The sequence below is a fragment of the Roseomonas sp. SRI_022 genome, from assembly GCF_057586215.1.
In genome coordinates this window covers 1-24,344 of record NZ_JBYCZL010000034.1, presented here as the reverse complement: position 1 = coordinate 24,344, position 24,344 = coordinate 1, and the positions used below count along the sequence as shown (strand labels likewise).

37 protein-coding genes are annotated in these 24,344 nt (G+C 69.0%); 31 read left to right on the top strand and 6 right to left on the bottom strand.

The window, feature by feature from the left end:
- The first annotated feature begins 17 nt into the window (after window positions 1-17).
- The 28 genes from tuf to rplQ all read left to right on the top strand — a co-directional run bounded on the left by tuf (window position 18) and on the right by rplQ (window position 15,179).
- A complete protein-coding gene (gene tuf / locus AC2YHJ_RS24430) occupies window positions 18-1,205 on the top strand; it encodes an elongation factor Tu (protein WP_487398793.1) in 1,188 nt (395 codons plus the stop codon).
- Window positions 1,206-1,230: 25 nt separating this feature from the next.
- Window positions 1,231-1,539: a 30S ribosomal protein S10 gene (gene rpsJ, locus AC2YHJ_RS24425; RefSeq protein WP_137127378.1), complete on the top strand. Its 309-nt coding sequence runs from the start codon at window positions 1,231-1,233 to the stop codon at window positions 1,537-1,539.
- A 20-nt stretch (window positions 1,540-1,559) separates the two neighbouring features.
- Entirely contained in the window at window positions 1,560-2,246 is a 687-nt protein-coding gene (gene rplC, locus AC2YHJ_RS24420; RefSeq protein ID WP_487398792.1) for a 50S ribosomal protein L3, read from the top strand.
- Between the two features lie 11 nt (window positions 2,247-2,257).
- Window positions 2,258-2,878 carry a 50S ribosomal protein L4 gene (gene rplD, locus AC2YHJ_RS24415; RefSeq protein WP_487398791.1) on the top strand — a complete coding sequence of 207 codons (621 nt, stop codon included), beginning with the start codon at window positions 2,258-2,260 and terminating at the stop codon, window positions 2,876-2,878.
- Between the two features lie 29 nt (window positions 2,879-2,907).
- A complete protein-coding gene (locus AC2YHJ_RS24410) occupies window positions 2,908-3,204 on the top strand; it encodes a 50S ribosomal protein L23 (protein WP_487398816.1) in 297 nt (98 codons plus the stop codon).
- A 3-nt stretch (window positions 3,205-3,207) separates the two neighbouring features.
- Window positions 3,208-4,044, top strand: coding sequence for a 50S ribosomal protein L2 (gene rplB / locus AC2YHJ_RS24405; protein ID WP_487398790.1), 837 nt, complete (start codon window positions 3,208-3,210; stop codon window positions 4,042-4,044).
- Window positions 4,045-4,049: 5 nt separating this feature from the next.
- Window positions 4,050-4,328, top strand: a complete 279-nt coding sequence (rpsS, locus tag AC2YHJ_RS24400; RefSeq protein WP_198370885.1) for a 30S ribosomal protein S19 — start codon at window positions 4,050-4,052, stop codon at window positions 4,326-4,328.
- A 4-nt stretch (window positions 4,329-4,332) separates the two neighbouring features.
- Complete coding sequence (gene rplV, locus AC2YHJ_RS24395; RefSeq protein ID WP_487398789.1) at window positions 4,333-4,734, top strand: 50S ribosomal protein L22; 402 nt, start codon at window positions 4,333-4,335, stop codon at window positions 4,732-4,734.
- A 1-nt stretch (window position 4,735) separates the two neighbouring features.
- Complete coding sequence (gene rpsC, locus AC2YHJ_RS24390) at window positions 4,736-5,413, top strand: 30S ribosomal protein S3 (RefSeq protein WP_487398788.1); 678 nt, start codon at window positions 4,736-4,738, stop codon at window positions 5,411-5,413.
- 12 nt (window positions 5,414-5,425) lie between these two features.
- Window positions 5,426-5,845, top strand: coding sequence for a 50S ribosomal protein L16 (gene rplP, locus AC2YHJ_RS24385; RefSeq protein WP_487398787.1), 420 nt, complete (start codon window positions 5,426-5,428; stop codon window positions 5,843-5,845).
- 1 nt (window position 5,846) lies between these two features.
- Window positions 5,847-6,062 carry a 50S ribosomal protein L29 gene (gene rpmC / locus AC2YHJ_RS24380; RefSeq protein ID WP_487398786.1) on the top strand — a complete coding sequence of 72 codons (216 nt, stop codon included), beginning with the start codon at window positions 5,847-5,849 and terminating at the stop codon, window positions 6,060-6,062.
- Window positions 6,063-6,078: 16 nt separating this feature from the next.
- A complete protein-coding gene (rpsQ, locus tag AC2YHJ_RS24375) occupies window positions 6,079-6,360 on the top strand; it encodes a 30S ribosomal protein S17 (protein ID WP_487398785.1) in 282 nt (93 codons plus the stop codon).
- A gap of 3 nt (window positions 6,361-6,363) precedes the next feature.
- Window positions 6,364-6,732, top strand: coding sequence for a 50S ribosomal protein L14 (rplN, locus tag AC2YHJ_RS24370; protein WP_347545893.1), 369 nt, complete (start codon window positions 6,364-6,366; stop codon window positions 6,730-6,732).
- Window positions 6,733-6,734: 2 nt separating this feature from the next.
- A complete protein-coding gene (rplX, locus tag AC2YHJ_RS24365) occupies window positions 6,735-7,055 on the top strand; it encodes a 50S ribosomal protein L24 (protein ID WP_487398784.1) in 321 nt (106 codons plus the stop codon).
- Window positions 7,052-7,612, top strand: a complete 561-nt coding sequence (gene rplE, locus AC2YHJ_RS24360) for a 50S ribosomal protein L5 (RefSeq protein ID WP_487398783.1) — start codon at window positions 7,052-7,054, stop codon at window positions 7,610-7,612. Before rplX ends, rplE begins: the two co-directional genes overlap by 4 nt.
- Before the next feature lie 54 nt (window positions 7,613-7,666).
- Entirely contained in the window at window positions 7,667-7,972 is a 306-nt protein-coding gene (rpsN, locus tag AC2YHJ_RS24355; RefSeq protein WP_244408363.1) for a 30S ribosomal protein S14, read from the top strand.
- A gap of 13 nt (window positions 7,973-7,985) precedes the next feature.
- Window positions 7,986-8,384 (top strand): 30S ribosomal protein S8, encoded by a 399-nt coding sequence (gene rpsH, locus AC2YHJ_RS24350; protein ID WP_487398782.1) that lies wholly within the window; start codon window positions 7,986-7,988, stop codon window positions 8,382-8,384.
- 14 nt (window positions 8,385-8,398) lie between these two features.
- Window positions 8,399-8,932: a 50S ribosomal protein L6 gene (gene rplF / locus AC2YHJ_RS24345; protein WP_487398781.1), complete on the top strand. Its 534-nt coding sequence runs from the start codon at window positions 8,399-8,401 to the stop codon at window positions 8,930-8,932.
- A complete protein-coding gene (gene rplR, locus AC2YHJ_RS24340; RefSeq protein WP_487398780.1) occupies window positions 8,932-9,294 on the top strand; it encodes a 50S ribosomal protein L18 in 363 nt (120 codons plus the stop codon). Before rplF ends, rplR begins: the two co-directional genes overlap by 1 nt.
- A 13-nt stretch (window positions 9,295-9,307) precedes the next feature.
- Window positions 9,308-9,940, top strand: a complete 633-nt coding sequence (gene rpsE / locus AC2YHJ_RS24335) for a 30S ribosomal protein S5 (RefSeq protein WP_487398779.1) — start codon at window positions 9,308-9,310, stop codon at window positions 9,938-9,940.
- Window positions 9,933-10,121 carry a 50S ribosomal protein L30 gene (gene rpmD / locus AC2YHJ_RS24330; RefSeq protein WP_487398778.1) on the top strand — a complete coding sequence of 63 codons (189 nt, stop codon included), beginning with the start codon at window positions 9,933-9,935 and terminating at the stop codon, window positions 10,119-10,121. Before rpsE ends, rpmD begins: the two co-directional genes overlap by 8 nt.
- A gap of 3 nt (window positions 10,122-10,124) precedes the next feature.
- Window positions 10,125-10,613, top strand: a complete 489-nt coding sequence (gene rplO / locus AC2YHJ_RS24325) for a 50S ribosomal protein L15 (RefSeq protein ID WP_487398777.1) — start codon at window positions 10,125-10,127, stop codon at window positions 10,611-10,613.
- 97 nt (window positions 10,614-10,710) lie between these two features.
- Window positions 10,711-12,069, top strand: a complete 1,359-nt coding sequence (secY, locus tag AC2YHJ_RS24320; RefSeq protein WP_487398776.1) for a preprotein translocase subunit SecY — start codon at window positions 10,711-10,713, stop codon at window positions 12,067-12,069.
- A gap of 17 nt (window positions 12,070-12,086) precedes the next feature.
- Window positions 12,087-12,740, top strand: coding sequence for an adenylate kinase (locus tag AC2YHJ_RS24315; RefSeq protein ID WP_487398775.1), 654 nt, complete (start codon window positions 12,087-12,089; stop codon window positions 12,738-12,740).
- A 146-nt stretch (window positions 12,741-12,886) separates the two neighbouring features.
- Window positions 12,887-13,264: a 30S ribosomal protein S13 gene (rpsM, locus tag AC2YHJ_RS24310; RefSeq protein ID WP_487398774.1), complete on the top strand. Its 378-nt coding sequence runs from the start codon at window positions 12,887-12,889 to the stop codon at window positions 13,262-13,264.
- Window position 13,265: 1 nt separating this feature from the next.
- A complete protein-coding gene (rpsK, locus tag AC2YHJ_RS24305; protein WP_487398773.1) occupies window positions 13,266-13,670 on the top strand; it encodes a 30S ribosomal protein S11 in 405 nt (134 codons plus the stop codon).
- Between the two features lie 46 nt (window positions 13,671-13,716).
- Window positions 13,717-14,730 carry a DNA-directed RNA polymerase subunit alpha gene (locus AC2YHJ_RS24300; protein ID WP_487398772.1) on the top strand — a complete coding sequence of 338 codons (1,014 nt, stop codon included), beginning with the start codon at window positions 13,717-13,719 and terminating at the stop codon, window positions 14,728-14,730.
- A gap of 26 nt (window positions 14,731-14,756) precedes the next feature.
- Window positions 14,757-15,179, top strand: coding sequence for a 50S ribosomal protein L17 (rplQ, locus tag AC2YHJ_RS24295; RefSeq protein WP_487398771.1), 423 nt, complete (start codon window positions 14,757-14,759; stop codon window positions 15,177-15,179).
- An 82-nt stretch (window positions 15,180-15,261) separates the two neighbouring features.
- Here rplQ and AC2YHJ_RS24290 read toward each other — a convergent pair whose 3' ends face one another.
- From AC2YHJ_RS24290 to AC2YHJ_RS24280, 3 genes are read right to left on the bottom strand one after another with little or no spacing between them, the layout of a single operon-like run.
- Window positions 15,262-15,732 carry an Ivy family c-type lysozyme inhibitor gene (locus AC2YHJ_RS24290; protein WP_487398770.1) on the bottom strand — a complete coding sequence of 157 codons (471 nt, stop codon included), beginning with the start codon at window positions 15,730-15,732 and terminating at the stop codon, window positions 15,262-15,264.
- A gap of 2 nt (window positions 15,733-15,734) precedes the next feature.
- Entirely contained in the window at window positions 15,735-16,364 is a 630-nt protein-coding gene (locus tag AC2YHJ_RS24285) for a hypothetical protein (RefSeq protein WP_487398769.1), read from the bottom strand.
- Between the two features lie 6 nt (window positions 16,365-16,370).
- Entirely contained in the window at window positions 16,371-17,339 is a 969-nt protein-coding gene (locus AC2YHJ_RS24280) for a Bug family tripartite tricarboxylate transporter substrate binding protein (protein WP_487398768.1), read from the bottom strand.
- Window positions 17,340-17,484: 145 nt separating this feature from the next.
- On the opposite strand from AC2YHJ_RS24280, the gene AC2YHJ_RS24275 reads away from it, so the two are divergent.
- A complete protein-coding gene (locus AC2YHJ_RS24275; protein ID WP_487398767.1) occupies window positions 17,485-18,207 on the top strand; it encodes a carbonic anhydrase in 723 nt (240 codons plus the stop codon).
- 31 nt (window positions 18,208-18,238) lie between these two features.
- Window positions 18,239-19,225, top strand: a complete 987-nt coding sequence (locus AC2YHJ_RS24270) for a cyclase family protein (protein WP_487398766.1) — start codon at window positions 18,239-18,241, stop codon at window positions 19,223-19,225.
- A gap of 6 nt (window positions 19,226-19,231) precedes the next feature.
- Here the strand turns inward: AC2YHJ_RS24270 and AC2YHJ_RS24265 are convergent, their stop codons facing one another.
- From AC2YHJ_RS24265 to AC2YHJ_RS24255, 3 genes are read right to left on the bottom strand one after another with little or no spacing between them, the layout of a single operon-like run.
- The gene (locus AC2YHJ_RS24265; RefSeq protein ID WP_487398765.1) at window positions 19,232-19,969 is read right to left on the bottom strand and encodes a TSUP family transporter; all 738 of its coding nucleotides are present in this window, start codon (window positions 19,967-19,969) and stop codon (window positions 19,232-19,234) included.
- A complete protein-coding gene (locus AC2YHJ_RS24260; RefSeq protein ID WP_487398764.1) occupies window positions 19,933-21,327 on the bottom strand; it encodes a hypothetical protein in 1,395 nt (464 codons plus the stop codon). Before AC2YHJ_RS24260 ends, AC2YHJ_RS24265 begins: the two co-directional genes overlap by 37 nt.
- Window positions 21,324-22,667: a hypothetical protein gene (locus AC2YHJ_RS24255; RefSeq protein WP_487398763.1), complete on the bottom strand. Its 1,344-nt coding sequence runs from the start codon at window positions 22,665-22,667 to the stop codon at window positions 21,324-21,326. Before AC2YHJ_RS24255 ends, AC2YHJ_RS24260 begins: the two co-directional genes overlap by 4 nt.
- A 231-nt stretch (window positions 22,668-22,898) precedes the next feature.
- On the opposite strand from AC2YHJ_RS24255, the gene AC2YHJ_RS24250 reads away from it, so the two are divergent.
- On the top strand, window positions 22,899-24,344 hold a 1,446-nt coding region (locus AC2YHJ_RS24250), incomplete at its 3' end, for a DUF3300 domain-containing protein (protein ID WP_487398762.1).

The window sequence follows — 24,344 nt, the reverse complement described above, 5'->3', positions numbered from 1 at the left end:
GATCGGGAACGACGACGATGGCGAAGGCGAAATTTGAGCGGAACAAGCCGCACTGCAACATTGGCACGATCGGGCACGTGGACCATGGCAAGACGTCGCTGACGGCGGCGATCACCAAGGTCCTGGCGAAGACGGGCGGTGCGTCGTTCACGGCGTATGACCAGATCGACAAGGCGCCGGAGGAGCGGGCGCGCGGCATCACGATCTCGACGGCGCATGTCGAGTACGAGACGCCGAACCGGCACTATGCGCATGTCGATTGCCCGGGCCATGCCGACTACGTGAAGAACATGATCACGGGTGCGGCGCAGATGGACGGCGCGATCCTGGTGGTGTCGGCGGCCGACGGCCCGATGCCGCAGACGCGCGAGCACATCCTGCTGGCGCGCCAGGTCGGTGTTCCGGCGCTGGTGGTGTTCCTGAACAAGTGCGACATGGCCGATCCCGACCTGCTGGAGCTGGTCGAGATGGAAGTGCGCGAGCTGCTGAGCAGCTACCAGTTCCCGGGCGATGACATTCCGATCATCAAGGGCTCGGCCCTGATGGCGCTGGAAGACAAGTCGCCGGAGCTGGGCGAGCAGGCGATCCTGCAGCTGATGGAGGCGGTGGACGCCTACATTCCGCAGCCGGCGCGCGAGGTCGACAAGCCGTTCCTGATGCCGGTCGAGGACGTGTTCTCGATCTCGGGCCGTGGCACGGTGGTGACGGGCCGCGTTGAGCGCGGGATCATCAAGGTGGGCGAGGAAGTCGAGATCGTTGGCCTGAAGGCGACGGTGAAGACGACGGTCACCGGGGTTGAGATGTTCCGCAAGCTGCTGGACCAGGGCCAGGCGGGCGACAACATCGGCGCGCTGCTGCGCGGCACGAAGCGTGAGGACGTGGAGCGCGGGCAGGTGCTGGCGGCTCCGGGTTCGATCACGCCGCACACGAAGTTCAAGGCGGAGGCGTATGTGCTGACGAAGGAGGAGGGTGGCCGTCACACGCCGTTCTTCACGAACTATCGTCCGCAGTTCTACTTCCGCACGACGGACGTGACGGGTGTGGTCTCCCTGCCGGAAGGCGTGGAGATGGTGATGCCGGGCGACAACGTGTCGATGGACGTGGAGCTGATTGCGCCGATCGCGATGGACGAGGGCCTGCGCTTCGCCATCCGCGAAGGCGGCCGCACCGTCGGCGCCGGCGTCGTCGCCAAGATCACGCAGTAAGAACGGCAGGAACGCGGGTCCCACCATGGACAACCAGAACATCCGCATCCGCCTCAAGGCGTTCGATCACCGCGTGCTGGATGGCAGCACGCGGGAGATCGTGAACACCGCGAAGCGGACCGGTGCGCGCGTGCGGGGCCCGATCCCTCTGCCGACGCATATCGAGCGTTTCACGGTGAACCGCTCTCCGCATGTCGACAAGAAGTCGCGCGAGCAGTTCGAGATCCGGACTCATCGTCGTCTTCTCGACATCGTCGATCCGACCCCGCAGACGGTAGACGCGCTGATGAAGCTCGACCTCGCCGCCGGCGTGGACGTCGAGATCAAGATCTAAGGCCAGAGGGAAATAGAGCCATGGCCGCGAAGAAGGGCCGCACCGGCCTGATCGCGAAGAAGCTGGGTATGTCCCGGCTGTTCAACGAGGACGGTTCGACCGTTCCCGTGACGCTGCTCCATGTGGACCAGGTCCGCGTGGTGGCGAAGCGCACCGTGGAGAAGGACGGCTACGACGCCGTCCAGCTCGGCATCGGTATTGCGAAGCCCAAGAACGTCTCCAAGGCGAACAAGGGTCACTTCGCGAAGGCCGGTGTGGAAGCGCCGAGGAAGGTGGTCGAGTTCCGCGTCGGCACCGACGCTGCGCTCGAGCCCGGCACGGTTCTCTCCTCCGCGCATTTCGTGAAGGGCCAGAAGGTCGATGTCACCGGCGTGACGGTCGGCAAGGGCTTCGCCGGCGCGATGAAGCGCTGGAACTTCGCGGGTCTTGAAGCGTCCCACGGCGTGTCCGTCAGCCATCGTTCGCATGGTTCGACCGGCAACCGCCAGGATCCGGGCAAGACCTTCAAGAACAAGAAGATGGCCGGCCATCTCGGCGTCGAGCGTGTGACGACCCAGAACCTGGAAGTCGCCGCCGTCGATGCGGAGAAGGGCCTGCTGCTGATCAAGGGCGCCGTGCCCGGTTCGAAGGGTGGCTACGTGATGATCCGCGACGCTGAGAAGCGCGCGCGTCACGCCGATGCGCCCTTCCCGGCGGCCGTGGCCTGAGGACGTAGAAGATGCAGGTCAACGTCATCACCCTCGACAACGGCGCCGCCGGTGAGATCGAGCTGCCGGAGGCGCTGTTCGGCGCCGCCCCGCGCGCCGACATCATGGCGCGCGTCGTGCACTGGCAGCTCGCCAAGCGCCGCGCCGGCACCCACAAGGCGAAGGGCATGGGCGAGGTCTCCGGGACCACGAAGAAGCCCTATCGCCAGAAGGGCACGGGTAACGCCCGCCAGGGCTCGCTGCGCGCCCCGCAGTACCGCAAGGGCGGCGTGGTGCATGGCCCGGTCGTGCGCGACCACGGCTACAGCCTGAACAAGAAGGTCCGTCGCCTGGGCCTGATCTCCGCGCTCAGCCAGAAGGCGGCCGAGGGCAAGCTCGTGGTGCTCGACACCGCGGCGCTGCCGGCGGATGCCAAGACCGGCGCGGTGGCCAAGCAACTGAAGGCGCTCGGCTGGACCAGCGCGCTGGTGGTGGACGCCGCGGCGGACGAGAACTTCGCCCGCGTCGTGCGCAACCTGCCGAAGGTGCAGGTGCTTCCGACGGTCGGCGCGAATGTGTACGACATCCTCAAGCACGACGTCCTCGCGGTCACCCGCGCCGGCGTCGAGGCGCTGAAGGAGCGGCTGGCATGAGCGACGCCCCGAAGAAGAAGCGCCCGGTCATCGGCCGGGAGCGCATGTACCAGACCATCCTGTCGCCGCTGGTGACGGAGAAGGCGACGCTGAACAGCGAGCGCGGCCAGGTCACCTTCAAGGTGGCGACGGACGCGACGAAGCCGCAGATTAAGGCGGCGGTCGAAGGTCTGTTCGGTGTGACGGTCGTCGCGGTCAACACGATCGTGGTGAAGGGCAAGGCCAAGCAGTTCAAGAACCGCCCTGGCCAGCGCTCGGACTGGAAGAAGGCGATGGTGCGCCTGGCCGAAGGCCAGAGCATCGACCTCACGACGGGGCTCGCGTAAGTCATGGCGTTGAAGAATTTCAACCCGGTCACGCCGTCGCTGCGCGGGACGATCCTCATCGATCGTTCCGAGCTGTGGAAGGGTGCGCCGGTCAAGGGTCTGACCGAGGGCAAGCATTCCTCGGGCGGGCGCAATCAGCACGGCCGCATCACCGTCCGCTTCCGTGGCGGCGGACACAAGCGCGCCTATCGTCTGGTCGACTTCAAGCGTCGCGCGAAGTTCGGCGTGCCGGGCCTCGTCGAGCGCCTGGAATACGATCCGAACCGCACGGCCTTCATCGCGCTGGTGAAGTACCAGGATGGGGAGCTGTCCTACATCCTGGCGCCGCAGCGCCTGAAGGCGGGCGACCCGGTGATCGCGGCCGAGAAGGCCGACATCAAGCCGGGCAACGCGATGCCGATGGCCGCGATCCCGGTGGGCACGATCATCCACAACATCGAGCTGAAGCCCGGTGCTGGTGGGAAGCTCGCGCGTTCGGCCGGAACCTTCGCGCAGCTGGTCGGCAAGGACCAGGGCTACGCGCAGGTGAAGCTGCAGTCCGGCGAACTCCGCCTGATCCGGTCCGAGTGCATGGCCTCGATCGGCGCGGTGTCGAACCCAGACAACAGCAACCAGCAGCTCGGCAAGGCCGGGCGCAATCGCTGGCTGGGCAAGAAGCCGCATAACCGCGGCGTCGTGATGAACCCGGTTGACCATCCGCATGGCGGTGGTGAAGGCCGTACCTCGGGTGGCCGGCATCCGGTCACCCCGTGGGGCAAGCCCACGAAGGGTGCGAAGACCCGTAACAACAAGCGGACCGACGGGCTCATTGTCCGCCGCCGCAACGCGACGAAGGGCTGATCGCGATGTCGCGCAGCGTCTGGAAGGGGCCGTTCGTCGACGGCTACCTGCTGAACAAGGCCGAAGCGGCCCGTGCGTCCACGCGCAACGAGATCATCAAGATCTGGTCGCGTCGCAGCACGATCCTGCCGCAGTTCGTCGGCCTGACCTTCGGCGTCTACAACGGCAAGAAGTTCCTGCCGGTGCAGGTGACGGAGAACATGGTCGGCCACAAGTTCGGCGAGTTCTCGCCGACGCGGACCTTCACCGGTCACGCGGCCGACAAGAAGGCGAAGCGGGGCTGATCCGATGAGCAAGCCGAAGCATCCCCGCCTGCTGGAAGACAGCGAGGCCCAGGCCGTGACGTGGAACATCCGCGTCTCGCCGCGCAAGCTGAACCTGGTTGCCGGCCTGATCCGCGGCAAGCGGGCGCAGGACGCGGTCGCCGAGCTGACCTTCAGCAAGCGCCGCATCGCCGTCACGGTGAAGAAGACGCTCGAGAGCGCGATCGCCAACGCCGAGAACAACCACAGCCTCGATGTCGACCGCCTGGTCGTCTCGAAGGCCGAGGTTGGCCGCGCCTCGGTGATGAAGCGCTTCCATGCGCGTGGCCGCGGCCGCTCCTCCCGCGTGGAGAAGTGGTTCAGCCACCTCAAGATCGTGGTGGCGGAACAGCAGCTGGCTGCCACCGCCGAGCAGGAGGCCGCGTAATATGGGCCACAAAGTCAATCCGATCGGGCTTCGTCTCGGCATCAACCGCACGTGGGACAGCCGCTGGTACGCCGGCGACGACTACGCGAAGCTGTTGCATGAGGATTTCCGCCTGCGCGAGAAGCTGGCCAAGCGCCTCAAGGGTGCGGGCGTGTCGCGCATCGTGATCGAGCGTCCGGCGAAGAAGCCCCGCGTGACGATCCACGCCGCCCGTCCGGGCGTCGTGATCGGCAAGAAGGGCGCGGACATCGAGGTGCTGCGCAAGGATCTGATGAAGATGGCCGGCGCGGAAGTCGCGCTGAACATCGTCGAGATCCGCAAGCCCGAGATCGATGCGACGCTGGTGGCCGAGAACATCGCGCAGCAGCTGGAGCGCCGCGTGGCCTTCCGCCGTGCGATGAAGCGTGCGGTGCAGTCCGCCATGCGCCTCGGCGCCGGCGGCATCCGCATCAACTGCTCCGGCCGTCTGGGCGGCGCCGAGATCGCGCGCATGGAATGGTACCGCGAGGGCCGCGTGCCCCTGCATACCCTCCGTGCCGATATCGACTACGGCGTGGCGACGGCGAAGACCACCTACGGCACCTGCGGTGTGAAGGTGTGGATCTTCAAGGGCGAGATCATGGGGCACGATCCGATGGCGCAGGACAAGCGCGCCGCGGAACAGGCGCCTCAGCGCTGAAGGTGAAGGACAATGCTGCAGCCTAAGCGCACCAAGTTCCGCAAGGCCCATAAGGGCCGCATCCATGGCCTGGCGAAGGGTGGCTTCACGCTGTCCTTCGGCGGGTTCGGCCTGAAGGCCCTCGAGCCGGAGCGCGTGACCGCGCGCCAGATCGAGGCCGCCCGTCGTGCCATCACCCGCGCGATGAAGCGTCAGGGCCGCGTGTGGATCCGCATCTTCCCGGACGTGCCGGTTTCGACCAAGCCGGCGGAAGTCCGCATGGGCTCCGGCAAGGGCGCACCTGAATACTGGGTGGCCCGCGTGAAGCCGGGCCGTGTGATGTTCGAGATCGACGGCGTCACCGCCGAGACGGCGCGCGAAGCGCTGACCCTCGGTGCGGCGAAGCTGCCGATCAAGACCAAGTTCGTCACCCGTCTGGGTGCGGAGGCCTGATATGGCTGCGACCAAGATCGGCGATGTCCGCGCGAAGAGCGCGGACGAGCTGTCCACCATGCTGCTCGACCTGCGCAAAGAGCAGTTCAACCTGCGTTTCCAGCGTGCGACCGGCCAGCTTGAGGCGCTTTCGCGCATCAAGCAGGTCCGCCGCGACATCGCGCGGGTGAAGACCATCATCGGCGAGCGTGCGCGCAGCGCCGCCAACAAGGCCTGAGAGGAGACCGACGGCAATGCCGAAGCGCGTCCTCACCGGGCGGGTCACCAGCGACAAGACGGACAAGACCATCACGGTCCTGGTCGAGCGTCGCGTGATGCATCCGCTCTACAAGAAGTTCATCCGGCGCTCGAAGAAGTATGCCGCGCATGACGACGCCAACCTGTGCAAGGAAGGCGACGTCGTGTCGATCGAGGAGTGCCGCCCGATCTCCAAGTCGAAGTCCTGGGTGGTGATCGAGCGCAATGGCGCCGCGATCGACCGTCCGGCCTTCCTTGCCGTGGCGGCGGAGGCCTGATCCATGATCCAGGTCGAATCCAACCTCGAGGTCGCGGACAATTCCGGCGCGCGGCGCGTCCAGTGCATCAAGGTGCTGGGCGGGTCCAAGCGGAAGACCGCGGGCGTGGGCGACATCATCGTCGTCTCCGTCAAGGAAGCGATTCCGCGCGGCAAGGTGAAGAAGGGGACGGTGGAGCGCGCGGTGATCGTGCGTACCGCCTATCCGGTGCGCCGCGCCGACGGGACGGTGATCCGCTTCGACCGCAACGCGGCCGTGCTGATCAACAAGCAGAATGAGCCGATCGGCACGCGCATCTTCGGGCCGGTGGTCCGTGAGCTGCGCGCCAAGAAGTTCATGAAGATCATCTCCCTGGCTCCGGAGGTGCTGTAATCATGGCTGCGAAGATCCGTAAGGGTGATCGCGTCCAGGTCCTCACGGGCAAGGACAAGGGTCGCCAGGGTGAAGTGCTCCGGGTGAACCCGACCGAAGGCCGCGCCTTCGTGCAGGGCATCAACCTGGCGAAGCGGCATCAGAAGCCGCAGGGCATGGGCCGCCCCGGCGGCATCATCGAGAAGGAGGCGTCGATCGACCTCTCCAACCTCGCCCTGCTGGATCCGAAGTCGGGCAAGCCGACCCGGGTCGGCTTCAAGGTGCTCGAGGACGGCAAGAAGGTCCGGGTGGCGAAGGCCTCCGGCGAGGTGCTCGACGCATGAGCGACGTGAACGAACAGCCGCGGCTGCGCAAGCACTACGATGAGGTGATCCGCAAGGCCCTCGTCGAGGAATTCGGGTACAAGAACCCGATGGAAGTGCCGAAGCTGACGAAGATCGTGATCAACATGGGCGTCGGCGAAGCCGCCGGCGACCAAAAGAAGCTCGACGCCGCTGTCGCCGAGCTGACCGCGATCTCCGGCCAGAAGCCGGTGAAGACGAAGGCGAAGAAGGCCATCGCGGGCTTCAAGATCCGCGAAGGCATGGCGATCGGCACCAAGGTGACGCTCCGCCAGCAGCGGATGTACGAGTTCCTTGACCGGCTCGTCACCATCGCGCTGCCGCGCCAGCGTGACTTCCGTGGCCTGCCGGGCAGCAAGGGCTTCGACGGCCGGGGAAATTTCTCCCTTGGCCTGAAGGAGCAGATCGTGTTCCCCGAGATCAGCTACGACAAGGTGGACGCGATTCGCGGCATGGACATCGTCTTCGTCACGACGGCGAAGACGGACAAGGAAGCGAAGGCCCTGCTCAAGGCCTTCCAGCTTCCCTTCCAGAACTGATTTTTGGAAAACCGCCGGGGGCAGCCCCGGCAGGTTCCGGAGGACCTAGACGGTATGGCCAAGACCTCGTCTGTCGAGAAGAACAAGCGTCGTGAGAAGCTGTCGAAGCTTCACGCGCCGAAGCGCGCCGCCCTGAAGGCCGTGATCATGGATCGCGAGCTGCCGGTGGAGGAGCGCTTCGAGGCGACGCTGAAGCTCGCACAGTTCCCTCGCAACGGCGCGAAGAACCGCGTCCGCCTGCGCTGTGAAGTGACCGGCCGCCCACGCGGCAATTACCGCAAGTTCAAGCTGTGCCGTAACCAGCTGCGGGAACTGGCCTCGAAGGGCCAGATCCCCGGTGTGGTCAAGGCGAGCTGGTAAGGAAGGACCGGCCATGTCCATGTCCGATCCGCTGGGTGATATGCTCACCCGCATCCGCAATGCCCAGTCGGCGCGCCAGTCGCGCTGCAAGGCTCCGGCGTCGAAGCTGCGTGAGAACGTGCTCGAGGTGCTGAAGCGCGAGGGCTACATCCGCGCCTGGCGCACCGAGGAACTTCGTCCCGGTATCCGCTTCATCGATATCGAGCTGAAGTATTCGGAAGGCGAGCCCGCCATCAAGGAGATCACCCGCGTCTCCAAGCCTGGCCGGCGCGTCTATTCGAAGATCGCGGAGCTGCCGAAGTTCTACAACGGGCTCGGCACGTCGATCCTCTCCACGCCGCGCGGCGTGATGAGCGAGAATGAGGCCCGCGCCGCCAATGTCGGCGGCGAAGTCCTCTGCCGCGTGTTCTGACGGGGGCTGCACAGATGTCTCGCGTTGGGAAGTATCCTGTGCCGGTGCCCGCGGGCGTTACGCTCGCGCTGGCCGGCCGCACGCTGACTGCCAAGGGCAAGCTCGGCGAGTTGAAGCTCGACCTCACGGATGACGTGGATGTCGAGATCAAGTCGAACGAGGTCGCCGTCTCTCCCCGTCGCACGGACCGCCGCGCGCGGACCATGTGGGGGACGACGCGCAGCCTGATCAACTCGATGGTGACGGGCGTTTCCGCCGGCTTTTCGAAGTCGATGGAGATCAACGGCACCGGCTACCGCGCCGCGGTGCAGGGTTCCGATCTGGTGCTGAACCTCGGCTACAGCCACGAGATCCGCTACCCGATCCCTCAGGGGATCAAGATCACCTGCGAGAAGCCGACCGCCGTGAAGGTGGAAGGCACGGACAAGCGCCAGGTCGGTCAGGTTGCGGCCGAGATCCGCGCGTATCGTGGCCCCGAGCCCTACAAGGGCAAGGGCGTCAAGTACGACAACGAGACCATCCTCCGGAAGGAGGGTAAGAAGAAGTAATGGCCAGCAAGCTCGATCTCGAGGCGCGCCGCCGGCGTCGCCTCCGCTTCCAGCTCCGGCAGAAGTCCGGCGGGCGCGTGCGTCTGTCGGTGTTCCGCTCGGGCAAGCACATCTACGCGCAGATCATCGACGACAAGCTGGGCCGCACGCTCGCGGCCGCTTCCTCGATCGAGAAGACGATGCGCGAAGGGATGAAGACCGGCGCCGACAAGGACGCGGCGACCGCGGTCGGCAAGCTGGTGGCCGAACGTGCGATCGCGGCCGGGGTGACGGAAGTCGTCTTCGACCGTGGTCCCTACCTGTATCATGGGCGCGTCAAGGCGCTCGCGGACGGCGCCCGCGAGGGCGGGCTGTCGTTCTGAGAGGCTGACACACATGGCATATGCACCGAGGTCCGGTGGCGAAGGTGGCGGCGAGGGCGGTCGCGAGCGCCGTGGCCGTCGCCGCGACGGCGGCGGCGAACAGCGCCAGGAACGCCAGGACGGCGACGAGCTGAAGGACAAGCTCGTCACCATCAACCGCGTCGCCAAGGTGGTGAAGGGTGGCCGTCGCTTCTCCTTCGCCGCGCTGGTCGTGGTTGGCGATGAGAAGGGCCGCGTCGGCTGGGGTGCCGGCAAGGCGCGCGAGGTGCCGGAGGCGATCCGCAAGGCGACGGAACGTGCGAAGCGCACGATGATCCGCGTGCCGATGCGCGAGGGCCGTACCCTGCATCACGACGTGATCGGCGAGTTCGGCGCCGGGCGCGTCATCCTGCGGGCCGCGCCCGCGGGCACCGGCATCATCGCCGGCGGCCCGATGCGCGCGGTGTTCGAGACGCTGGGCATGGGCGACGTCGTCGCGAAGTGCACCGGGTCCGCGAACCCGCACAACATGGTGAAGGCCACCTTCGCGGCGCTGTCGCGCTGCACGTCCCCGCGTGCCGTTGCGGCCCGCCGTGGCAAGAAGGTCGCCGACATGCTCGGCCAGAAGAAGGACGCCGCCGAGGCGACGGAGGCCGCGAATGGCTGACGAGAAGAAGACCGTGAAGGTGACCCAGCTTGGGTCGCCGATCGGCCGCAAGCCTGGCCAGAAGGAGACCCTCATCGGTCTCGGCCTGAACAAGCGTCACCGCTCGCGCGAGCTGGAGGATACTCCGGCCGTGCGTGGCATGATCCGCAAGGTCGCGCACCTGGTGCGCGTCGAGGACTGAGCCATGAAGCTCAATGAAATCCGCGACAACGAGGGCGCTCGCCCGAAGTTCAAGCGCATCGGCCGCGGCATCGGCTCCGGCAAGGGCAAGACCGGCGGCCGCGGCGTGAAGGGCCAGAAGGCGCGCACCGGCGTGTCGCTGAACGGGTTCGAGGGCGGCCAGCTCCCGATCTACCGGCGCGTGCCGAAGCGCGGCTTCGTGAACATCTTCCGCAAGGATTACGCGGTGCTGAACCTCGGCACGCTCGACGCGGCGATCGAGGCGGGCCGCCTTCCGGCCGGCCAGCCGATCGACGAGGCGGCGCTGCGCGCGGCGGGCGTCGTGCGCTCCTCGGCCAAGCTCGCGGGCGTGCGCCTGCTGGCGAAGGGCGAGATCAAGCGCGCCGTGACCATCGCGGTCTCCGGTGCCTCCGCTGCCGCGGTCGCGGCGATCGAGGCCGCCGGCGGTTCCGTCACCGTCACCGCGGCGCCGGCGGAAGCCGCGTCCGAGTGACCCTTGCCCCTGGCCGCCTGCGTGGCTAGGTCAGGGTCCGGTCTTCGCTGCGGCGCGCGGGGGAACCTGTGCGCCGCAGTGCCTTAGGAGGATAGGCATGGCGTCGGCGGCTGAGCAGGCGATGGCGAACCTGAATTTCGGGGTTCTGGCCAAGGCGACCGAGCTCAAGAAGCGCATCTGGTTTACCCTGGGCGCCCTGATTGTCTACCGCATCGGCACCTATATCCCGGTCCCCGGCGTCGATGCCGCGGTGATGGGGGAGATCCTGGCCCAGCATGGGGGCGGGATCCTTGGCATGTTCGACATGTTCACGGGCGGCGCGCTTGGGCGCATGACCGTCTTTGCGCTGAACATCATGCCCTACATCAGCGCATCCATCATCGTACAGCTGATGACCGCGGCGATTCCCTCCTGGGAAGCGCTGAAGAAGGAAGGCGAGGCGGGGCGCAAGAAGCTCAACCAGTATACCCGGTACCTGACCGTGCTGATCGCGGTGTTCCAGGCCTGGGGCATCGCGGTGGGGCTCGAATCGATGCGCGGGCAGTTCGGTGCCGCGGTCTATGACCCCGGGATGTTCTTCCGGCTGTCCTGCGTCATCACGCTGGTCGGCGGCACCATGTTCCTGATGTGGCTGGGCGAGCAGATCACCGCGCGCGGCGTTGGCAACGGCATCAGCCTGATCATCTTCGCGGGCATCGTCGCAAACCTGCCGCATGCGTTGATCACCACGCTGGAACTCGGCCGCACCGGCGCGCTGTCCACCATCTTCATCATCATCTTCCTGTTTGTCGCGCTGGCGGTGATCGCCTTCGTGGTCTTCGTGGAACGTGCCCAGCGGCGCATCCCGGTGCAGTATCCGAAGCGCCAGGTCGGCAACCGCATGTTCAGCGGGGAAGCGACGCATCTGCCGCTCAAGCTGAACACGGCGGGCGTGATCCCGCCGATCTTCGCCTCCTCCCTGCTGCTGCTGCCGGCGACGGTGGCGGGTTTCTCGACTGACCCAACGCAGGAAGGCTGGCTGCAGACGATCACCGGGTTGGTGGCCCATGGGCGCCCGCTCTACATGATCCTGTACATGGCGCTGATCATCTTCTTCGCCTTCTTCTACACCGCCGTCGTGTTCAACCCGACCGAGACGGCGGACAATCTCAAGAAGTATGGCGGCTTCGTGCCGGGTATCCGTCCGGGGCAGAACACGGCGGATTATCTCGACCGGGTGCTGACCAGGCTGACGGTGATCGGTGCGCTCTACCTTGTCGTCGTCTGCCTCATCCCCGAGATCCTGATCAGCCAATACGGCGTGCCTTTCTACTTCGGCGGCACTTCCCTGCTGATCATCGTCTCTGTCACCATGGACACGGTGGCGCAGGTGCAGTCGCATCTCTTCGCCCACCAGTACGAAGGCCTGATCAAGAAGGCCCGGCTGGGTGGGCGCGGCATGCCGCGACCGCGCTGAGCGAAGGGGGAGAGTGCATGAACCTGATCCTGCTGGGTCCGCCGGGGGCGGGGAAGGGGACGCAGGCCAAGCGGCTTGAAGACCAGTATGGGATCGCCCAGATCTCGACCGGCGACATGCTGCGCGCCGAGGTGAAGTCGGGCAGCGAGATCGGCCTGCGTGCCAAGGCCATCATGGAGCGTGGAGAACTCGTCCCGGACGAGGTCATCACCGCCATGCTGGCGGCCCGGGTGTCCCGGCCTGACTGCGCCAAGGGCTTCATCCTGGACGGCTTCCCGCGCACGGAACCGCAGGCCGCGGCCCTCGACCGGATGCTGGCAGAAAAGGGCCTGCGGCTGGATCACGTGATCGAGCTGAAGGTGGACGACTCGGCCCTGGTCGAACGCATCGCCGGGCGCTTCACCTGCGCCAAATGCGGTGCGGGCTACCACGATACCTTCAAGCCCACGGCGAAGCCGGGGGTTTGCGATGTCTGTGGCGGGACGGAATTCACCCGCCGCGCCGACGACAAGGCCGAGACGGTAGCGGCGAGGCTTGAGGCCTACCACCGCCAGACGGCACCGTTGCTGCCGTATTACGAAGCGCAGGGAAAGCTGCGCGGCGTGGACGGGATGGCGGCGATGGACGAGGTGGCCCGGCAGATCGGCGCCATCCTGTCCGGGAAGGGTTGACTCTATGGGGGACGAGGTCTAGATCGCCCCCTCCCGCGACCGGGCGTGCCCGGCCGCCGTTCTCTGTTGCATGGATTTGTTCACTGCGCCGAAGGGGCATAGGCCCTGGACGGCAATTATCGGGGCCGAGCCCCAGGAGAGGCACTGTGGCGCGCATCGCCGGCGTGAACATCCCGACCAACAAGCGGGTGCTCATTTCGCTTCGCTACATCTTCGGCATCGGGCCGCAGAATGCGAAGGATATCTGCGGAAAGCTCGGCATCCCCGACGATCGTCGGGTGAACCAGCTGACCGACGACGAGGTCCTGAAGATCCGCGAACTCATCGACCGCGATTATCGCGTCGAGGGCGACCTGCGGCGTGAACAGGCGATGAATATCAAGCGGCTGATGGATCTCGGCTGCTACCGCGGTCTGCGTCACCGCAAGGGTCTGCCGACCCGCGGCCAGCGCACCCACACCAACGCTCGTACCCGCAAGGGCAAGGCGGTGGCGATCGCCGGCAAGAAGAAGGTGACGAAGTAAGATGGCCCGCGAACCCCGCGGCGGCGCCCGTGGCCCCGTCAAGCGCAAGGAACGGAAGAACATCAGCGCGGGCGTTGCCCATGTGCTGGCGTCCTTCAACAACACGATCGTGACCATCACGGACGCCCAGGGCAACGCGATCGCCTGGTCGTCCTCCGGCTCCCAGGGCTTCAAGGGCAGCCGCAAGTCCACGCCGTATGCCGCGCAGGTCGCGGCCGAGGACGCCGGCCGCAAGGCCCGCGAACACGGCATGGAAACGCTCGAAATCATGGTGTCCGGCCCCGGTTCGGGCCGCGAATCGGCGCTGCGCGCCCTTCAGGCGGTGGGCTTCTACGTCACGGCCATCAAGGACGTGACGCCCATCCCGCACAACGGCTGCCGCCCGCGGAAGCGCCGCCGCGTCTGATTGAGACGCGCCGCTTCACCGCCTGGACAGCCGAAGGAGAGAGAGAGTGCTCGAGAGGAATTGGCGTTCGCTGATCGAGACGCAGAAGTCCGTCGAAATGGGGGCGGACCCGCTGCGCACGGCGACCGTTGTGCTGGAACCGCTGGAGCGCGGCTTCGGCATGACGCTGGGCAACGCGCTGCGGCGCGTGCTGCTGTCGTCGCTGCAGGGTGCGTCCGTCACCGCCATCCGCATCGACGGCGTGCTGCATGAATTCAGCAGCATCCAGGGCGTGCGCGAGGACGTGACGGACATCGTCCTGAACGTGAAGCAGCTGGCCATCCGCATGCAGGGCGATGGCCCGAAGCGGCTGGCGCTGACCGCGACCGGCCCCGGCGAAGTCACCGCCGGCCAGATCCAGACCACCGGCGACATCGAGATCGCGAACCCCGAGCTCGTGCTCTGCACGCTCGACGACGGGGCGAAGCTGTCGATGGAACTGACGGTCGACATCGGCAAGGGCTATGTCCCGGCGTCGGAGAACCGGCCCGAGGACGCGCCGATTGGCCTGATCCCGGTCGATGCGATCTATTCCCCGGTGCGCCGCGTGGCCTATCGCGTGGAGCCGACCCGCGTCGGCCAGCGCACCGACTTCGACAAGCTGATCCTGACGGTCGAGACGGACGGCACGCTGGCCCCCGAGGATGCCGTCGGCGTTGCCGCCCGCATCCTGCAGGAACAGCTGCAGATCCTGATCAACTTCGACGAGCCGCGCGCGCGGGTCGAGGAGGAGATCCGCGACGACCTGCCGTTCAACCGCAACCTGCTGCGGAAGGTGGACGAGCTGGAACTGTCGGTCCGTTCGGCGAACTGCCTGAAGAACGACAACATCGTCTACATCGGCGACCTGGTTCAGAAGACCGAGCAGGAAATGCTCCGCACCCCGAATTTCGGGCGCAAGTCGCTGAACGAGATCAAGGAAGTGCTCGCCTCCATGGGCCTCGGCCTCGGCATGACCGTCACCGGTTGGCCGCCCGAGAACATCGAGGAACTCGCGAAGAAGGTCGAGGAGCCCTTCTGAGGGCTGCCCGGTAAGGATACAGAACCATGCGTCACGGAATGGCCGGGCGTAAGCTCAGCGTCACCTCGTCCCACCGCGTTGCGATGTTCCGCAACATGGCGACCTCGCTGCTGAAGCACGAGCAGATCACCACCACCCTGCCGAAGGCCAAGGAACTGCGCCCGTATGTCGAGCGCATCATCACCCTTGGCAAGCGTGGCGGCCTGCATGCCCGCCGCCAGGCGCTGGCGCAGATCCGCGACGAGAAGATCGTCGCGAAGCTCTTCACCGAGATCGCCGACCGCTACAAGACGCGTTCGGGCGGCTATTGCCGCGTGCTGAAGGCCGGCGTGCGCTACGGCGACGCCGCGACCATGGCGGTGATCGAACTGGTGGACCGCAACGTCGCCGCGAAGGGCCAGGACAGCGGCCCGAAGCCGGAAGTGGCGGAAGAAGCCACCGAGGCCTGATCCGCGCGATCGGCACGACATGCGAAGGGGCGGATGGGCAACCATCCGCCCCTTTGGCGTTTCCGGGCCGTGCGGGATGCGCTCACGGCCGCGTCCCGATCGCCCCCGCCAGCGCCGGGATGAAGTCCGCCACCCCCGCCCGCAGTTCCTCCGGCCAGCCGCGCGGATCGGGCGGGACCGACAGTCGCACCGCGCCGTTTTCCGTCAGCATCAGGTAGATCCGTTCATCCCGGCGGTCATAGGCCAGGAACACCCCGCCATCGCGGCAGCCCGAGGGCTGGCAGGCCCAGCCCTGCAGGAAATGCTCCGCCACCTGCGCCACCGGCGGGCCAGGGGCGCGCAGCCTGGCGGCCAGCGCGCTGCGGTGCCCGCCACTGTTGAAGCGCAGACCGGTCGTCAGTTCCGGCCGCTGCGCCAGCGCCAGCACGGGTCGGCCGACGACGCTGAGGATGTCGAGATCCTGCGCCGCCGCCGTGCCGCCGCACAGCAACGCCAGCGCCACGGCGCAGCGCCGCACGGAGGCACGGGGGGCGGTAGTGGTCGTCCGGTTCATGCTCACACCCGCAGCATGTGCCCCAGCGCGGCCGCCACGGCCAGCGCCGACAGCACGCGGCCCGGCGGCGACCACCGTTCCGGCGCCCTCGCCAGGATCGACACCGCCCAGCCGCCAAGCAGCAGGACGAATACACCGGCGATCATCCCGGCGCCCACGCCGATGCCCATCGCCAGCGCCTCGAAGGCCGTGTCTTCCCACAGGATCGGCACCAGCGCCCGGCCGTAGCCGCCGATTCGCGTCGTCGCCACCACCGCGGCGATCAACGGTCCAGTGAGGCGCGGCATCACGCCACGCCAGGCCAGCACCGCGACGACTGCCAGCCAGCCGATGTCGCACAGCGTCTCCGCAGGGCTGGTGACCTCGCCCGGGATCGCTCCGCCCGCCGCCGGAAAGCCCGTCGCGTCGCGCAGCAGCACGGCGGCAGCCGCGCCCAGCAGCGCCCAGCCCGCCGCCGCGGGTAATGCGCCCGGCCCGCGCAACAGCACCAGCAGCGCCACCGCGGCCAGCGCGGCCGGCGCACGCCGAAGCTCGGCCGCCGCCAGCGTCCCGCCGAACACCGCGCCCCCAGGGGCCAGCGCCATCACCGCGACCAGCGCGCCGATGGACAGGCCGGTCAGCGGCAGCCGCACCCGGTGCTACTCGATGCGGATGTTCGCCTCGCGCACCAGCACCGTCATGGCTGCGCGGCCATCGGTGATGAAGCGTGCGAAGGCCGCCGGCGTGCTGCCGACCGGCAGGGCGCCGAGTCGCTCCAGTCGCGCGCGCACCTCCTCCTCGGCCAGGGTGGCGGCGAGCGCCTCCTGCAGCCGGTCCGCGATCGCTCCCGGCGTGCCGGCAGGCGCGAAGATCCCGACCCATTCGCTGACGTCGAAACCGACGAGGCCGGCCTCGGCCAAGGTCGGGACATCCGGCAGGCCGGGCAGGCGCTGCGCCGTGGCGACGGCGAGGAAGCGCGCCCGCCCGCTCTCCACCACCGGCCGCGCCGACAGCGCGGTGATGAGCACCCCGTCCAGCGTCCCGGCCGCGAGGTCGCGCGCCGCATCCGCCCCGCCGCGATAGGGCACGTGCGTCACCTCGATCCCCGCTTCGCGGGCGAATCGGGCGAGGCCGAGATGCCCCGCCGTCGCATTGCCCTGGGTGCCCATGTTGATGGTGTTCGGCCGTGCCTTGGCCATGGCGATGAAGGCGGCGATGTCGCGTGCCGCGAAATCGGCCTTCACCGCGACCACCTGCGGGAAGGTGCAGACCTGGCTGACCGGCAGGAAGGCGGTCGTGTAGTCGAAGGTCAGCCCGCGCAGCAGCGCGTGGTTCACGATGTGGGACGACGCATCCCACAGCAGGGTGAAGCCGTCGGGTGCTGCGCGCGCCACCTCCGCCCCGCCGATCGACCCGCCGGCGCCGGTGCGGTTCTCGACGATGAAGGTGGTGGACAGGCGCTCGCCCATCCGCGGCAGGATGGTGCGCGCGGCGGAATCGGCCGCGCCGCCGGGGGCGAAGGGGACCAGCACGCGGATCGGCCGGCCGGGCCAGGGCTGGGCGAGCGCCGGGGCCGCGACCGGCAGGACGGCGGCGGCGGCAAGGGCGGCGCGGCGGGTGATCGGCATGGGCTGCCTCCGGGCTGGTGCGCGTCCTGTGCGGCGGGCCCTGATGCGCGTCAAGCAGTGGTCGTATCCGCTCTTGAAGCGCGGATCGGCGCCGCGCAAACGTCGCGCCGCCGCCCCGGCTGCGGGGCACGGATGCTGGGAAGTCATGACCGAGACCCTGGACCACCTGTTCGACCGGAACCTGGAATGGGCCGAGCGCAAGACGCGGGAGGATCCGACCTTCTTCCGCCGCCAGTCGGAACAGCAGACGCCGAACTACCTGTGGATCGGCTGCTCCGACAGCCGCGTGACGGCGAACGACGTGCTGGGCCTCGACCCGGGCGAGGTCTTCGTCCATCGCAACATCGCGAATGTCGTGCACACCAGCGACCTCAACATCCTCTCGGTGCTGGAATACGCGATCGATGCGCTCGGCGTGCGGCACGTGATCGTGGCGGGGCATTACGGCTGCGGCGGGGTGCAGCGGGCGATGGTGGACCGGCGCGGGGCGCTGGTGGACCATTGGCTGCAGCCGCTGTCGATGTTCTTCCGCAAGCATCGCGCGGTCTTCGATGCGATGCCGGATGACGCGCATCGCTTCGAACGGCTCTGCGAGATCAACATCGAGATGCAGGTCCGCCGCGTGGCGGCGACGCCGATCGTCGAGAATGCCTGGGCGCGCGGCGCGGAGCTGCACCTGCATGGCTGGATCTACGGCATGCATGACGGGTTGCTGCGCGACCTCGGCCCGCATGTCTCCTCGATCGCCGGGCGCGATGCGCTGCCCTCTATCGACAGTTGCGTGCATCAGCGTCCGGAACCGACGACCGCGATCCGCCGCCACGCCATCTCGGCCTTTACGGCCACGCCCTGTTGCGAGGGCGGGTGACGCGCGCCGCGGCGGCGCTACGATCAGGGCCATGACGAACCCGCCCCGCTACGACGACCTGCCACGCCCGACCGACGACCCGACCGGCCTGCCGCTGTCCTGGGGCATCTGGGGACCGGATGACCAGATCGGCACGCTGAACCGCATCACCGAGGGCACGGTCGCCGCGGCGCGTGAGGAGATCCGCACCGGTCGCCGCTTCAACCTGAACCTGCCGCTGGACGAACCCTTCGGCCTGGCATTGGAAGGTGCCCATCGCCGCCGCGCCGCCCCGCATCCGGTGATGGTGGCCGAGGAACATCCCGGCCGCGTGACGCGCGATGACCGCCTCGACGGCTTCTGGCTGCAGGCCAGCACGCAATGGGACGGCCTCAGCCATTTCGCCGACCCGACGCATGGCTTCTACAACCACGCGCCGCTCTCCTCGATCGTGCATGGGCCGGACAGCCGCAACGGCATCGACAAGGCGCTCGCGCATGGCATCGCCGGGCGCTGCGTGCTGGCGGACCTCGCCCGGCACTTCGCGCGGACTGGGCGGGGCTGGACGCCGATGGGCGGGCAGCGCGCCACGGCCGAGGATCTCGCCGCCTGCCTCGACGCGCAGGGCGTGGCGCTGCGGCCGGGCGACATCCTGTTGGTGCGCACCGGATGGCTCGAAGCCTTCCGCGCCGCGCCCGATGCGCCGGCGCGGCATTTGATGCTCCAGGGTGTGAACGGGGCACGGGACTATTCGGGCCTGGATGGCAACGAACCGATGTGGCGCTTCCTATGGGATGCCGGCATCGCCGCGGTCGCCGCCGATAACCCGACGGTCGAGGCCTGGCCGATCTTTCCCTGGAAGCCGGCGCTGCACCTCGCCATCGCGCGGCTCGGCCTGTGCCTGGGCGAGTTCTTCGACCTCGAGGCCCTGGCCGAGGACAGCGCGGCGACCGGCCGCTTCACCGCCTTCATGACGGCCGCGCCGCTCAACCTGCGTGGCGGCATCGGCTCGCCGGGGAATGCGCTGGCGATCCGCTGAACAGGGCTACAGAAACGCCCGCACCGCCAGCCAAACCCCCAGCAACCCCAGCGCGACCTGCACCACCTTGCGGAAGGTCGCCTCGTTCAGCCGTTGCCGCAGCCTTCGCCCGGCCTCCATCCCCGCGAGCGCCGGCAGCAGCCCGACGCAGGACGCCAGCCCCAGCCCCACCGGCAGCAACCCGCCCCCGGCCAACCCCGCCGCCATCGCCCCGTTCACCATCACCACGCCGAGCCCGAAGCCCTGCACGAACTGGTCGCGCGGCAGCCGGATCGCCTGCAGCCAGGGTGCCGCCGGCACCAGGTAGCTGCCGGTCAGCCCGGCAATGGCGCCGGAGGCGATGCCCATCGGCGGCCCCAGCCAGATCTCGGTGCGCGGCGCCGGTGCCGGCAGGCTCGGCGCTATCAGCGCCACCGATGCCGAACCCACCAGGCACAGCCCGAGCAGCCCCGACAGAAGTGCGGCATCCGCCCGCGCCAACTGCCCCGCCGCGAGGAATGCCGCGACCGCCGAGCAGACCAGGAACACGCCGATCCGTGGCGCCACCTCCCGCAGCGTCCTGCCGGCCACAGCCTGCCAGACATTGGTGGCGAGCGAGGGCACCAGCATCAGCGCCATCGCCTCGGGCAGCGGCCGGAACAGCGCGAGCAGCGCGATGGACACCGTCGGCAGGCCGAAGCCCGCCACGCCCTTCACCAGGCCAGCGATCAGGAAGACGGGGAGGATGAGGAGGATGTCTGCCATGTGGCCATCCTGGCACGGACCTTCTCCGCATCCGTTAGGCCTATGCCGAAGCGTGGAGCGAGGCCGAGCGCGGCGGCGAGCGGCAGCAGCCAGACGATCCGCGCCTGGTATCGGTCCACCGGGGCGGACAGCGCCCCGGTCGCGAAGGCATTGACCGCGACCGCCACCAGCAACCCGACCAGCAGCCCGGACACCGCGCGGTCGTGCCGCCACACCGCGCGCAGCAGCGCCACCAGCATCAGGCCGAGCGAGGCGAGCACCACCGGCACCTGCGGCACCAGGAAGGGGGCCGCCATCATCGGCAGCTCGCCGCGCATCTGCGCCCCGGCGTCGAACGCCTCGAGCTCGGACAGCGGCATCCGCGCCACCGCCCGCCGCGCCGAGGCGGCGAGATGCCGCGCGCCGAGCGTGTCACCGACCTCGAACATGCGGGCCTGAAGCAGGGTGTTGCGGATCATCGCCTCGGCGACCTCGCCGGGGCGCTCGCGCAGCGTCGTCTCGACGATGGCGGCGGCCTCGGGCGCCAGGCGCATGCCGCCCATCGGGATCGGCCGCCCCTCCGGCGTGCGGTTGGGCGGTGACTGCGGGTCCCACAGGAAGGTGTCGGACGCCATCGGCAGCCGGTCGGCGAAGGCGCAGAGATGCCAGCCGGCGCGCGGGCAATGGGCGCGGATGGTCGCGGTCGCCGGCCCATCCGCCTGCAGCCGCGCCAGCAGGAAGACGGCGCCATGCGGCGACAGCGTCGGCCGCCCGGTCGCCCAGGCATTGGCGCCGACCAGCCCGGCGATCGCCAGCGCCACGGGCAACCCCGCGTGCAGCGCCGGGGCGATGCCGCGCGCCGCGAAGGCGATGAAGCCAACCAGCGCCAGCGCCGTGGGCAGATGCGACAGATGCGAGGCGATCGCCACGGCGCCGAGCAGCGTCAGCCATAGCGCCTCCACAAGGTTCAGCCGGTCCCGTGCGAAGCCGAGCAGGACGAGGCAGAGCGGCCCGATGCCGGCGAAGACGTCCGGCATCAGCGTCACCGCGAACCAAGGGGCGGAGGTCAGCGCGGCCAGCCCCACACACAGCAGCAGATGGCCCAGCACCGTCGCTTCCCCGCGCACGCCGCGCTGCGCCAGCCAGAGCAGATGCGACAGGATCAGCACCTGCGCCACGACCGGCGGCCAAAGCGACCAGCCCCAGTGGAACAGGTGCAGGAAGGCGCCATAGACCGGCGTCTTGTCCCAGGGCCATTCGGGAAACAGCGTCTGGCCGAGGTAGGAGACGCTGTCGATGAAGACCAGCGGATAGCCGTTCAGCAGCGCCGGCCAGAGGAACAGGGCGGCGCCGGCCAGGATGGCGAGGATCGGGATCACGCGCGCTTCCTTGATGAAGGCACCGCCAGCACCAGCAGCGCCGCGACCGGCAGAAGCCAGGCGATGCGCGCCTGGTAGCGCGGGAAGACGCCGGACAGCCCGCCCGTCGCCGCCGCATTGGCCAGCACGCCGCCCAGGATGAAGGCGAGGAAGGCGAGCGCCATCCCGTCGCCGGCCCGCCAGGCGCGCCAGCCGGCCAGGCCGAGCAACGGCAGCGCCAGCAGCAGCACCGCCCCCTGGACCGGTGCCAGCCACGCCACCGCCCCGCCCAGCAGGCCGCGCGACTGCAGCCCGGCATCGAAAGCGGCGACCTCGCGCGGCGGGAAGCCCTCGGCGAGGCGCGGCGTGAACGTGGCGGCGAGATGGTCCGGCCCCAGCGTGTCGCCCGCCTCGGCCGTGACGAGCTGGCGCAGCGTGTTGCGCAGCATCGCCCCGATCACCGCGAGGGGATGCGCGCGCAGCGTCTCGCCCACGATCTGCCCGGCCTCGGCGGAGAGCAGCGCGCCGCCGAGGAAGCGTGGCCGCCCGTCCGCGTCGCGGTTCACCGGGCTGTCGGGGCTCCAGAGGAAGTCGTTGGCGTCCATCGGCAGCCGGTCGGCGAAGGCGCAGAGATACCAGCCCGCCGCCGGGCAGCGGGCGCGGATCACCGCCGCGGCCGGGCCATCCGCCTGCAGCCGTGCCAGCATGAAGGTGGCGCCGTGCGGCGACAGCGCGGCGCGGCCATGGCCGATGGCGTTGGTTCCCAGCACCAGCGCCACCGCCGCGGCGAGCGGCAGCGCCAAGCGCAGCGCATCGGCGATGGCGCGGCCGCGCGGCAGCCCCGCGAGGACGGCCATCGCCACCATCGCCGCCGCCAGCGGCAGATGCGACAGATGCGCGGCGATCGCGACGGTGGCGAGCAGCAGCAGCCAGGCGACTTCCCCGCCGGCCAGCCCGTCGCGTCCCGGACCGAGCAGGAACAGCGTCAGCACCACGACCGGGGCGAACAGGTCCGGCATCAGCATGGCGATGGTGAAGGGCGCGCTGGTCAGCACCGCGGCGGTGAGGCAGACGCCGAGATGCAGGCCCGGTGAGACACCACCCCGCAACACCCGCTGCGTGAGCCACAGCAGGTGAGACACCAGCAGCCCCTGCGCCGCCAGCGGCAACCAGAGCGACACCCGCCAGTGGAAGGCGTGCAGCAGCGGCCCGTAGATCCAAGGCTTGTCCCACAGCATCAGCGGCCCGAGCGTCTGGTGCAGGAAGCCGCCGGTGTCGCTGAACACCAGCGGATAGCCGTTGAGCAGCGCCGGCCAGACCAGCATCGCGGCGCCGGCGACGATCGCGGCAGCCGCCATCATGCGCGGCCGTGCCGCGCCCGGTTGGCCCGCCGATCGCAGTCCCGAATTGGGGGGATCATCGCGGAAACCTCACACTCGCGTCGGAGTCTGGCAATTCATGCGGGCGTGATGCCGCATTTGTCACGACCACCATGTGGCGGATCGGAAGCGAAAACCACTCTACGCGCGGCGCTAAGCGGGCGTAGGCTGTGGCATGCGTTCGGCGCCGCGGCGCGCCCGAGGGAGGAAGGCATGGACTGGCTCGGATGGCCTGCGCGCAAGGGTGGCCGGCGGCACAGCCTGCTCGCGTCGAGTTCCCTGCTGGCCGGCGCGGTCGCGATGCTCGCGGTGATGGCGCTGCCGCCGCGCGACGCGCTGGGCCAGGCGGCGCCCGCACCGGCCCCGGCCGCCAGGCCGCAGGCCGTGGCCACGACGGGGCAGCAGGGTCAGTTGACCCAGGCGCAACTGGAACAACTGCTCGCGCCCATCGCGCTCTATCCCGACGACCTCCTGATGCAGATTCTGATGGCTGCGACCTATCCGCTGGAGATCGTGCAGGCGAAGCGCTGGCTCGGGCAGGGGCAGAACGCGGCGCTGCGCGGCGACGCGCTGGCGCAGGCGCTGGTCGCGCAGCCCTGGGATCCGTCGGTGAAGTCGCTGGTGCCGTTCCCCGACGTGCTGACCATGATGAACGAGCAGTTGGAATGGACACAGCAGGTCGGCGACGCGGTGCTGGCGCAGCAGCAGGATGTGATGAATTCCATCCAAGTGCTGCGCGGCCGCGCGCAGGCGGCCGGCACGCTGCAATCGGGACCGCAGCAGACGGTGAACGTGACGCAGACGGTCAACGTCCCGCCGGCCGCGCCGGGCGCGGCCGCGCCGGTGGTGGCGCCGCCGCCGCAGGTCATCACCATCGCGCCGACCCAGCCGGACACCGTCTATGTGCCCGCCTACGATCCCAACGTCGTCTATGGCTCCTGGCCCTATCCGCAGAGCCCACCGGCCTACTACCCACCGCCGGTCGGCTGGGGCCTGGGCAGCGCGCTGCTGACCGGCATGGCCTTCGCGGGCGGCGCGGCGATCGTCGGTTCGCTGTGGGGTTGGGGCAGCCCCAACTGGGGCGGCGGCGACATCAACGTCAACGCCAACCGCTACAACAACATCAACGCCAACCGGGGCCAGATCAGCGGCAACACCTGGCGGCACGATTCCAGCCACCGGGGCGGCGTCGCGTACAGCAGCAACGATGTGCGCAACCGCTTCGCGGACAACCGGCCCGCCGGCGGCGGGGACCGCGCGCAGGCGCGCGACCAGATGCGCGGCCGCATCGACCAGGCGCAGCGCGGGGAAGGGATCGGCGGGCGCGGTGGCGTTGGAGATCGCGGCGGTCCGGGCGATCGCGGCGGGATCGGTGATCGGGGTGGCCCAGGCGGCGCCGGTGGTCGCGGCGGCCCGGGCGATCGTGGTGGCATTGGTGACCGGGGCGGCCCGGGCGGCGCGGGTGGCGTCGGTGGTCGCGGCGGTCCGGGCGACCGCGGTGGGATTGGTGACCGGGGTGGCCCAGGCGGCCGGGGTGGCGTTGCCGACCGCGGGCCTGGCGGCGGGGCCGCCCTCGGGGATCGTGGCGGCGCGGCGCGTCCGGGAGGCGGTGGCGCCGCCCAGCGCCCTGCCATCGGCCAAAGCCCGAGCGGGCGCCCG

Excerpts from the sequence above, each read along its gene's own strand:
- rplX (WP_487398784.1), top strand. The coding sequence starts at position 6,735 with ATGGCTGCGAAGATCCGTAAGGGTGATCGCGTCCAGGTCCTCACGGGC.
- rplB (WP_487398790.1), top strand. The coding sequence starts at position 3,208 with ATGGCGTTGAAGAATTTCAACCCGGTCACGCCGTCGCTGCGCGGGACG.
- rpmD (WP_487398778.1), top strand. The coding sequence starts at position 9,933 with ATGGCTGACGAGAAGAAGACCGTGAAGGTGACCCAGCTTGGGTCGCCG.
- rpsC (WP_487398788.1), top strand. The coding sequence starts at position 4,736 with ATGGGCCACAAAGTCAATCCGATCGGGCTTCGTCTCGGCATCAACCGC.
- rplC (WP_487398792.1), top strand. The coding sequence starts at position 1,560 with ATGGCCGCGAAGAAGGGCCGCACCGGCCTGATCGCGAAGAAGCTGGGT.
- AC2YHJ_RS24255 (WP_487398763.1), bottom strand. The coding sequence starts at position 22,667 with ATGATGGCGGCTGCCGCGATCGTCGCCGGCGCCGCGATGCTGGTCTGG.
- rplR (WP_487398780.1), top strand. The coding sequence starts at position 8,932 with ATGGCCAGCAAGCTCGATCTCGAGGCGCGCCGCCGGCGTCGCCTCCGC.
- rpsK (WP_487398773.1), top strand. The coding sequence starts at position 13,266 with ATGGCCCGCGAACCCCGCGGCGGCGCCCGTGGCCCCGTCAAGCGCAAG.
- rpsJ (WP_137127378.1), top strand. The coding sequence starts at position 1,231 with ATGGACAACCAGAACATCCGCATCCGCCTCAAGGCGTTCGATCACCGC.
- AC2YHJ_RS24290 (WP_487398770.1), bottom strand. The coding sequence starts at position 15,732 with ATGAACCGGACGACCACTACCGCCCCCCGTGCCTCCGTGCGGCGCTGC.
- rplD (WP_487398791.1), top strand. The coding sequence starts at position 2,258 with ATGCAGGTCAACGTCATCACCCTCGACAACGGCGCCGCCGGTGAGATC.
- rplF (WP_487398781.1), top strand. The coding sequence starts at position 8,399 with ATGTCTCGCGTTGGGAAGTATCCTGTGCCGGTGCCCGCGGGCGTTACG.
- rpsH (WP_487398782.1), top strand. The coding sequence starts at position 7,986 with ATGTCCATGTCCGATCCGCTGGGTGATATGCTCACCCGCATCCGCAAT.
- rpsS (WP_198370885.1), top strand. The coding sequence starts at position 4,050 with ATGTCGCGCAGCGTCTGGAAGGGGCCGTTCGTCGACGGCTACCTGCTG.
- rpsN (WP_244408363.1), top strand. The coding sequence starts at position 7,667 with ATGGCCAAGACCTCGTCTGTCGAGAAGAACAAGCGTCGTGAGAAGCTG.
- rplV (WP_487398789.1), top strand. The coding sequence starts at position 4,333 with ATGAGCAAGCCGAAGCATCCCCGCCTGCTGGAAGACAGCGAGGCCCAG.
- rplO (WP_487398777.1), top strand. The coding sequence starts at position 10,125 with ATGAAGCTCAATGAAATCCGCGACAACGAGGGCGCTCGCCCGAAGTTC.
- AC2YHJ_RS24315 (WP_487398775.1), top strand. The coding sequence starts at position 12,087 with ATGAACCTGATCCTGCTGGGTCCGCCGGGGGCGGGGAAGGGGACGCAG.
- AC2YHJ_RS24270 (WP_487398766.1), top strand. The coding sequence starts at position 18,239 with ATGACGAACCCGCCCCGCTACGACGACCTGCCACGCCCGACCGACGAC.
- rplE (WP_487398783.1), top strand. The coding sequence starts at position 7,052 with ATGAGCGACGTGAACGAACAGCCGCGGCTGCGCAAGCACTACGATGAG.
- secY (WP_487398776.1), top strand. The coding sequence starts at position 10,711 with ATGGCGTCGGCGGCTGAGCAGGCGATGGCGAACCTGAATTTCGGGGTT.
- rplN (WP_347545893.1), top strand. The coding sequence starts at position 6,364 with ATGATCCAGGTCGAATCCAACCTCGAGGTCGCGGACAATTCCGGCGCG.
- tuf (WP_487398793.1), top strand. The coding sequence starts at position 18 with ATGGCGAAGGCGAAATTTGAGCGGAACAAGCCGCACTGCAACATTGGC.
- AC2YHJ_RS24265 (WP_487398765.1), bottom strand. The coding sequence starts at position 19,969 with ATGGCAGACATCCTCCTCATCCTCCCCGTCTTCCTGATCGCTGGCCTG.
- rpsE (WP_487398779.1), top strand. The coding sequence starts at position 9,308 with ATGGCATATGCACCGAGGTCCGGTGGCGAAGGTGGCGGCGAGGGCGGT.
- rplQ (WP_487398771.1), top strand. The coding sequence starts at position 14,757 with ATGCGTCACGGAATGGCCGGGCGTAAGCTCAGCGTCACCTCGTCCCAC.
- AC2YHJ_RS24275 (WP_487398767.1), top strand. The coding sequence starts at position 17,485 with ATGACCGAGACCCTGGACCACCTGTTCGACCGGAACCTGGAATGGGCC.
- rpmC (WP_487398786.1), top strand. The coding sequence starts at position 5,847 with ATGGCTGCGACCAAGATCGGCGATGTCCGCGCGAAGAGCGCGGACGAG.
- rpsQ (WP_487398785.1), top strand. The coding sequence starts at position 6,079 with ATGCCGAAGCGCGTCCTCACCGGGCGGGTCACCAGCGACAAGACGGAC.
- rplP (WP_487398787.1), top strand. The coding sequence starts at position 5,426 with ATGCTGCAGCCTAAGCGCACCAAGTTCCGCAAGGCCCATAAGGGCCGC.
- AC2YHJ_RS24280 (WP_487398768.1), bottom strand. The coding sequence starts at position 17,339 with ATGCCGATCACCCGCCGCGCCGCCCTTGCCGCCGCCGCCGTCCTGCCG.